A 5,174-nucleotide genomic window follows, 5' to 3' on the forward strand; every position below is an offset into this window, starting at 1 on the left:
AGCGAACTTCACCCGCAACCACCGCAAAGCCTCTGCCCTGTTCGCCAGCACGCGCTGCTTCCACCGCCGCGTTCAGCGCCAGAATGTTGGTCTGGAAGGCAATACCGTCAATCACGCCGATGATTTCCGCCATACGCTGGGACGAGTCGCGAATACCGCGCATTTTGTGCGTCACGGACAGCATAACGTCGCTGCTCTGCTTCGCCGCCGTAGAAGCCTGATCGGCAATGCTGGTCGCATGGCGGGTGTTTTCTGCGGTGTTGGTGATGGTCGAGGTCAGCTCTTCCATAGAAGATGCTGTCTGTTCCAGAGAGCTCGCCTGCTCTTCCGTACGTGCGGACAGATCCTGGTTGCCAGCAGCGATTTGTGACGCAGCGGAAGAGATACTTTCCGCGCCGTCGCGCACCTGACCGACAATCTGGCTCAGGCTGACGTTCATGTGTTCCAACGAACGCAGCAGCTGGCCCATTTCATCTTTGCCTGATGACGGCACTTCGGAAGTGAGATCGCCTTTGGCCACCCTATCGGCCAGATCCAACGCCTGACGAATCGGAGAAGTAATGCTGCCGGTCAAGACACGGGCAATCACGACCACTAACACCACGCAGGAGGCCAAAATACCCAGCAGCAACCAACGCGTGAAGTTATAGGTGTCTTCCATTTTGTGCATCGTGTTGGTCATGGCATCGTCCTGATGGTCGATAAGCGATGCCACGGCGGAGCGATATTTACTTTGAATGATGTCCAGATGCGTGTTGAATTCGACGGTCGCGCCATCGATATCACCCGCTTTGACCCGGTCGATAACATTTCTACCCGAGACCAGGAACTCGCCGCGGATCGCATGGATGTTATCCATGATGCGCTGTGACTCTGCGTCATTCAGCTGCTCGGCGTTTTTGTCGATGTCCTGCATCATCACGGTGATTTTCTTCGCCAGTTCCGCAATTTCATTCAACGCGACGCGGGTTTTTTCTTCATCCTGCACCAGAAGGAGTTTCTGATACGCGAGGACGACGGCGTTGACGTTATCAATCAAGTTATTCGACTGTACCGTCTGCGGGTAAATATCCGTCACGATGCCGCGCGCATCTTCGTGAAAGTCCGACAGTCTGGAAATAGAGACGAAGCTGACGATGCAAATCATTAACACTAAAACGGCAAACCCGGCGGCAAGCCGATAGCCTATTTTCCAATCAGATAAACGCATAATCTTGTTCCCTTTTTTATACAAAAATAAAAAACCATAACAGTAAAAACCAGAGTGAATATTTTCTGACTAAATAATCACTAACATGAATCACATTGCGCTGTGACAGCATGAAAGACCGTGGACGATGTCTATTTTCAAAGCGCAAAATCAGCGCTACACACGAGTGACGGATAGTTAAGCGAGATGACAGAACGGGGAAAAAACAAAGAGCCTATCCCAGCAGGCGTTATTGACTCGGCAAGGCTGACACGGGCAGCGCAGAAAAAACGTCACGCGTTTTGTGCCGACGACATCCGGTCAACTTGTGCGAGCACAATACTCATCCGACACGTAGGCGAAATACGTGGGATATCGAGCGCCTCCTCAAACCCAAGCGGCCAGAGAGCTCGACCTATATGGGATAGACTCTAAGCCCATTGGCTGATGACCAGACGTTTATCCAACAGTGACGCCATGTAAAAACGGTGCGCCACGACAACGCACCGCCGACAGCATCTTCATGCTAAATTTTCATGGCCGCCATCAAGCAATGGGATAATTCCCCCGATATCGCGCTACCGACTAAACGAGAGAGAGCCGAATTAACCGTGCTGAATTAAAAACAGAGTGGAAAATACCAGAGGAAATTTTGGATAAATGACAACGATTATCGCAGCGTTAATTATCCCAATGACCTCCGACGAGCCCTGCCAACAACACGGTCATGTGTGCTCTTCATCGGCCACAAATGCCACAACTTTACATATTAATTGCCATCTTTACACATAACTGCAAGTCAACCCCAAGCAGAGTCTACTATTTAGACAAATAGATATTACACAAAAACACCCAAAAACCACGATGACAAGAGCATCACGGCTTATCATCCTGTCGCATCAACGACATTCTGAATGACGAAAAAAAAGAGAAACCGGTTACCATTTAGATAATAAATTTTATTTAATGCCCTTCCTTATAATAAAAGACAAGATACTTTTTTTACTCCTATAAGAATTAATGACAGCATCCATACATAAATAATAAAAATTATTATTACCACTAACTTTTTGGATATTTTTTTGCTATTTTCACGTAATAAGTTTTAATTAAAAATAACACCAGAAGCTTTAAATCCCATAAAAATAGTTCGCACGCTAACACAATGAATTTGTGATTACCTCCACCATGATAAAGTTTTAAAAACCGGTTGGAACTGGATGAAAATAAAGAAGATATTTCAGATCAATTTGCGGGGGCTAATTCTATCCATATCAATAGCAAGCATGTTGGTCACACTGACAAATGGTTATCTCTCTATCTATAACGTTTATAAAGAGTTGTTCGCTAATCAGTTAGCTAAAATCAATATAGATTATTCTTCACGTCTGGCAGCAAGCGTGGAGAACGTATTATCTATTTCAAAAAAACAGATGACTTACAGCGCACGCTTCATCTCAAAATATTTTCCTGATACCAGCCAGATTCAGGAAGAGACCGACCGTATCTTTCAATTAAGCCAAAATTTTAATTCAGTCATTATCGTCGATAATAATAACAATCTGGTCGCGTTTTCCCCGGAGAGTAATTTACAGGAGGTCAATAAACTGGTCGCCGATACCAGCCACTCTCCCCTCCAGCCCAACAATGTCGACGCCAGCCTTCCTTACAAAACCAATGAAAACGACTATGCGATCACCTTGTCAGCGCCGATAGTCAGTGACCAGGGCGTACATCTGGGGGATATTCGCGGCTCCATTCATCTGACCAAATTGCGCATCATGGATGAATTTACGCCGCTCAATAACGATAGATCTATGGTTTATGTTATTGATAATGAAGGAAATACTATTTATCACTACAACAACAAAGTCCCGTTAGGCGAGCACATTAACGACCAGCAGTTGAAGAAAGCCACCGCCAGCCAGGACACCGGTTCGTTCATGATGCCTGACGAACAAGGCAATCTGGTGCTGGCTGGCTTCGCCAAAGTGCATAAAACGGGTTGGACCGTCATCACCCTGCAATCCTCCGCGGTCACGAACAAAGCCTTGAATAACGTGATGTACAGCGTGCTGAAAGAAGCCACGCCGGTCGCCTTGCTGACACTGCTGGTCTTGATGATCTTCGCCGTCTTCATCGCCCGGCCGCTGCGTCAGCTGGCGATGACGGCGAGCCGAATGAGCGAACAGGGCGCGATCAGCCAGATTCGAGCGGTGCCCTCTTGGTATGTGGAAGCCGCTCAGCTGAAGGATGCGATTTTGCTTGGCACCATGATGCTGCATAAACGCATTGGCCGCCTTAGCTCGGAAGCGCATACCGATCCGCTGACAGGATTATTGAACCGTCGGGGACTTCAGGAAGGGTTGGAAATGGTCATGCTGGAGAAAAAATCGGTGTCGGTCGTGGTAATTGATATCGATAACTTCAAAAAGGTCAACGACACCTACGGCCACGACATCGGCGACGAGGTTATCCGCCAGCTCGGCCAACAGATCCGCAGCAACGCCCGCAAGATGGACATTATGTGCCGAACCGGCGGAGAGGAATTCTTGATGCTGTTGCCCGGGACCGATATCCATATCGCTTCCATCATCGCCGAACGTCTGCGCAAGAGCGTAGAGCGCATGATCTTCCCCATGTGCCGCCACGTCACCGTGTCGTTAGGCGTAACGTCGTTTACGCCAAAACAGTGTCCGCTGGACATGGCGGTCAAAACCGCCGACAACGCCTTGTACAAGGCTAAAAATACCGGCAGGAATCGCGTGGTGGTGGAGTATATTGCTGGCGGAAGCATCGCCCCGCTGTAGGGGTTTACGGCCCTGCGCGGCTATTCGCCCTGCAGCGTCAGCACCAGCGAGCGACTGCCGCCATGATTGCGGTGCTCACACAGGTAAATGCCCTGCCATATCCCTATATTCAAGCCACCGTCGCTGACCGGTAGCAACACGCTGCTGCCCAGCAGGCTGGACTTCAGATGCGCGGGCATGTCGTCGCTGCCTTCATCGCAGTGAAGGTAGTCAGGCTCATTTTCCGGCACCAACCGGTTGAAAGCGCTTTCGAAATCCTGACGCACTGTGGGATCAGCATTTTCATTCAGCGTTAACGCCGCAGAAGTGTGCTTGATGAACACCTGCAATAGCCCAACCCGCAGCTGTCTAATCTCAGGTATCGACGCGAGCACTTCACGGGTGATCAGATGAAAGCCGCGGCTTTTTGGCTTCAGAACGACGTCTCGTTGCATCCACATGTTCAGCCTCTCTTGTATGGCAGACGGGTTCGTCCGCGCGGACGATTCTCCACACGGACGAACGGTTCAGACGACGCGTGTTTAGTCTCGCGCCAGTAGGGGTTTGAGGAAACGGGCGGTGTGCGAAGCCTCGCACTCCGCCACGGTTTCCGGCGTGCCGCTAACCAGAATTTCACCGCCGCCGCTGCCGCCTTCCGGTCCTAAATCCACAATCCAGTCGGCGGTTTTAATCACATCCAGATTATGCTCGATGACGACAATGGTATTGCCCTGATCGCGCAGCTGATGCAGCACCGCCAGCAGCTGCTGGATATCGGCGAAATGCAGCCCGGTCGTCGGTTCATCCAGAATGTACAGCGTCTGGCCGGTGCCGCGCTTGGACAGCTCACGCGCCAGCTTGACGCGCTGCGCCTCGCCGCCCGACAGCGTCGTGGCCGACTGGCCCAGACGGATGTAGGACAGGCCGACATCGATCAGCGTTTGCAGCTTACGCGCCAGCGCCGGAATGGCGTCGAAGAATTCACGAGCATCTTCAATCGTCATATCCAGCACTTCGTGAATGCTTTTGCCTTTGTATTTAATCTCCAGCGTTTCACGGTTGTAGCGGTGGCCCTTGCACTGGTCGCACGGCACGTAGATATCCGGCAGGAAGTGCATCTCGACTTTGATGACGCCGTCGCCCTGACACGCTTCGCAGCGTCCGCCCCGCACGTTAAAGCTGAAACGGCCGGGGTT

The 5,174-nt window shown here is 50.7% G+C and carries 4 protein-coding genes; 1 reads left to right on the forward strand and 3 read right to left on the reverse strand.

The window, feature by feature from the left end; genetic code table 11:
• Positions 1–1,210: methyl-accepting chemotaxis protein (locus Q7O77_RS14445; protein ID WP_304168670.1), on the reverse strand; the 1,210-nt coding region annotated here is incomplete at its 3' end.
• 1,412 nt (positions 1,211–2,622) lie between these two features.
• Here Q7O77_RS14445 and Q7O77_RS14450 point away from each other — a divergent pair.
• Positions 2,623–3,999 carry a sensor domain-containing diguanylate cyclase gene (locus tag Q7O77_RS14450; protein WP_304168672.1) on the forward strand — a complete coding sequence of 459 codons (1,377 nt, stop codon included), beginning with the start codon at positions 2,623–2,625 and terminating at the stop codon, positions 3,997–3,999.
• Positions 4,000–4,019: 20 nt separating this feature from the next.
• Here the strand turns inward: Q7O77_RS14450 and Q7O77_RS14455 are convergent, their stop codons facing one another.
• On the reverse strand, positions 4,020–4,439 hold the full coding sequence (locus Q7O77_RS14455; protein WP_304168674.1) for a secondary thiamine-phosphate synthase enzyme YjbQ: 420 nt from the start codon (positions 4,437–4,439) through the stop codon (positions 4,020–4,022).
• Between the two features lie 81 nt (positions 4,440–4,520).
• On the reverse strand, positions 4,521–5,174 hold a 654-nt coding region (locus tag Q7O77_RS14460), incomplete at its 5' end, for an ATP-binding cassette domain-containing protein (protein WP_304168677.1).

Origin of the sequence: Lonsdalea britannica, assembly GCF_946477055.1 — a bacterium.
GTDB classification, from domain to species: Bacteria; Pseudomonadota; Gammaproteobacteria; order Enterobacterales; family Enterobacteriaceae; genus Lonsdalea; species Lonsdalea britannica_A.

What these genes read in the sequence shown, in the direction of transcription:
- Q7O77_RS14450 (WP_304168672.1), top strand. Translation starts at nt 2,623, where the DNA reads ATGACTTACAGCGCACGCTTCATCTCAAAATATTTTCCTGATACCAGC.
- Q7O77_RS14455 (WP_304168674.1), bottom strand. Translation starts at nt 4,439, where the DNA reads ATGTGGATGCAACGAGACGTCGTTCTGAAGCCAAAAAGCCGCGGCTTT.